The sequence below is a fragment of the Methylobacterium sp. GC_Met_3 genome (assembly GCF_026540775.1).
Taxonomy (GTDB): Bacteria; Pseudomonadota; Alphaproteobacteria; order Rhizobiales; family Beijerinckiaceae; genus Methylobacterium.
Map to the genome: position 1 here is coordinate 1 of NZ_JALNUL010000129.1, position 2,975 is coordinate 2,975.

At 64.2% G+C, this 2,975-nt stretch carries 2 protein-coding genes and 2 pseudogenes; 2 read left to right on the plus strand and 2 right to left on the minus strand.

The annotated features are described in order from the left end of the window. Together OXS27_RS31980 and cysC are read left to right on the plus strand one after the other, a co-directional pair. Nucleotides 1–266 (plus strand): annotated as a pseudogene (locus OXS27_RS31980) (hypothetical protein); the annotation flags it as partial. Between the two features lie 9 nt (nt 267–275). Further along, complete coding sequence (gene cysC / locus OXS27_RS31985) at nt 276–890, plus strand: adenylyl-sulfate kinase (protein ID WP_267361677.1); 615 nt, start codon at nt 276–278, stop codon at nt 888–890. Between the two features lie 65 nt (nt 891–955). Here the strand turns inward: cysC and OXS27_RS31990 are convergent. Together OXS27_RS31990 and OXS27_RS31995 are read right to left on the minus strand one after the other, a co-directional pair. Then, nucleotides 956–1,150 (minus strand): annotated as a pseudogene (locus OXS27_RS31990) (hypothetical protein); the annotation flags it as partial. A gap of 976 nt (nt 1,151–2,126) precedes the next feature. Further along, nucleotides 2,127–2,932 (minus strand): IS5 family transposase gene (locus OXS27_RS31995; RefSeq protein WP_267361678.1). Its coding sequence is split into 2 segments (ribosomal slippage): nt 2,127–2,605 and nt 2,605–2,932, totalling 807 coding nucleotides; the frame shifts between segments, so codons are not numbered across the junction. Between the last annotated feature and the right edge of the window lie 43 nt (nt 2,933–2,975).

A 2,975-nucleotide genomic window follows, 5' to 3' on the forward strand; every position in this document is an offset into this window, starting at 1 on the left:
CTAATGCGCGGCTCGCCGACATCTGCTGGAATTGTTCCTGGGACCAAGTCGTCGCCCGCGCTCCTACGGCGCCAGCAAATGAGCTCGCGGCACAACCGATCGCTCAGGAGACGGAGGCGATGGTTCAGCAGCTGATGACGGATGCGATGGTGTACGCCGGTTTCCGCGCTCCGCCTGCAGGACGTCAGCGCGCAGACGACTTCTTTGAGCGGGTTACCGGGCGCCTTGCCGAGCTGGCCGGCTACCCGGCTTGGCGTGTTCGGTAGGCGGCGGACATGTGCGTCCCGCATAAGAACGTCGCCGAAGTCAAGTGGCACTGCCTTCAGCCGCGGGAAAACCGCTGGGCGCTCCTCGGCCAGAGGCCAGTGATCGCCTGGCTGACCGGCCTGTCGGGGGCCGGCAAGTCGACGCTCGCGGCGGCGGCCGACCGGACCCTGGTGGCAGGCGGCCGGCACAGCGCGGTCCTCGACGGCGACAATCTCCGTCATGGGCTGAATGCCGACCTGACTTTCACGGCGCAGGACCGGTCCGAGAACGTCCGGCGCACTGCCGAGGTGGCGCGGCTGATGGCCGAGGCGGGCTCGGTGGTGATCGTTTCGCTCATCTCGCCCTACCGCGCCGACCGAGCGCTGGCCCGGCGGATCGCCGGCGACATCCCGTTCCTAGAGGTGTTCGTCGAAGCGCCGCTGGCGATCTGTGAGACGCGTGATCCGAAGGGGCTCTACCGTCGAGCGCGGGCCGGCGAGATCGCCGGCTTCACTGGTGTGTCGGCTCCCTATGAAAAGCCAGTGCAGCCGGATCTCGTCATAGCGACGGATAAACGCGGGGTCGCGACATCGGCAGGGTTGTTGAGTGATGTGCTACTGCGGCTGAGCAAGCGAGGAATATGATTACCAAGGGTCCGTGAGAGGGCACGCCTCAAGTGCCAGACTGCGCCGCCAACAATTAGATCAGCGAGCCACTCGAAGTCAGCGCACAGCACCTTTTCGGGGCCGCGGCTCTGGCCGGCGACGTCGTAGGCACAGAATCACTTCACGTGGGCGCTGGCGGAACTCGTACCAGCGAGGAGGGCCAATGGTGGGGCTGCGAGGCTTGCTAAAACGCACGTGCCCCGGCGACGCGTGAGCCTGAGCACCGAAACCCGCACCATAATGATCTCGCGAGACTAAGCGAGCACTGATCCACTATGTATTTCCTCACAAACAGCAGCATCCCGCCAACAAGTTATTAACTAATATCATCCGATGGTCAATAATGACTTAGATGCTTATTGCTTGGCAATTGACGCTATCTTTGATCTTTGCTGAGGCTGATGTAGCGAGCCAGCACCCAACCGTGCTCACAGGGGCCGGTGTAATTCTGCTCGACGGGTACGAGGATCGTAGTTCGGCATCCGAGCAGTGCTGATCCGTAGACAACACCCAGCCACGGTCCAAGCTTCTCACAAATCACGACTATATCGCTGTCGTGCAGGCGGCCGATCTCGCGGAACGGCGTCTCACCCGGACCACTCTGAACGGGCAGGAAGCTCTCAGCCCCTTGCCCAATCGCGATCACCTTCCCCTTCCCAGGACAGGCATTCTCACCGATTGCCCCGTGCATCAGGATCGGTACGTTTAAAGAAGTGGCTTCCGCCAAAGCTCTGCTGGGCAGCGTGAGTGTGAGAAGCAGCCCAAGCCGCGCTACGATAGAAGGCATGAAGGTGCCGAGCCGCTGGGTTCTTAGGAGGGATAATGACTCGACCGCTCAGTTTGCGAGAAGCCGATAAACGCACCCGTTCATAACAGGATCCGAGCTGTGAGTCGGCGCTTCGCGGTGCTTGGCGCCCCCCGCACGCACCGACCCTCACACGACCGCCAGGCCAAGGCGTCACGGGCGTAATGCAGGGAACTGGCCCGCACACCGCCTGTCGTCACGTGCCCACCTGCAACAACGCCGTGCGGTATCGCGAACATCTCTGGAGTATCAGCATGGGGTGGTGGTGGCGTAGCAGCTCCAAGTGCTCCCGTCGCCGGATCGACTGAGAGCATCGCTGGCAGGAAGAGGAGCGTGACAAGCCTAGGACGTGGATTACCGGCCCAGACCCCATCGGCGTGCATTAGCAGCGGTTCGCGACCTTAGAGCGCCTAACAAAACCATCGTTCGATGAAGCGCCAGACGATGAGGGCGGCAGCCAGCGTCGAGAATGCGAGATGGATGGCGGCCCGTCGCTCGTAGCGGATGGCGAGGCGACGGAACTGGGCGAACCAAGCCAGCGTCCGCTCGACGACCCACCTGTGACGTCCCAGCCGCTGGCTGCTCTCGATCCCGCGCCGGGCGATGCGGTGCTGGATGCGACGGCGGGTCAGCGCCTGACGGCAGCGGCGGTGGTCGTAGGCTTTGTCGGCGTGCAGCTTCGAGGGCCGCTTGCGCGGCCGTCCCCAGCATGAACGGATCGGCGGCACAGCATCCACAACCGCCTCCAGCATCCGGCTGTCATGCACGTTGGCGCCCGTCAGCTTCAGCGCGAGGGGGATGCCCTTCGCATCGGTGAGGATGTGGCGCTTCGTACCCGGCTTGCCCCAATCGGTCGGGTTCGGGCCCGTCGCCGCGCCCCCCTTTTTGCGGCGATCGAGGCGCTGTCGAGGGAGGCTCGACTAAAATCGATGCCGTTCTGGCGGCCGAGCCGGTCGAGCAGCGCGTGTTGCAGGCGGTCCCACACTCCGGCCCTCTGCCAGTCGCGCAAGCGCCGCCAGCAGGTCATCCCCGAACCGCAGCCCATCTCCCGGGGCAGCAACTCCCACGGCGTGCCTGAGCGCAGCACGAACAGGATCCCCGTCAGTGCCGCGCGGTCGGAGGTTCGCGGCCGACCGCCCTTCGGCTTGGCGCGTTCAGGCGGAAGCAACGGTGCGATCTCGGCCCAGAGGCCTTCGGGGAGGAGCGGTCCTGCCATCTCCACTTAACGCGCCAAACCCGGTTTTGTTAGACGCTCTAAG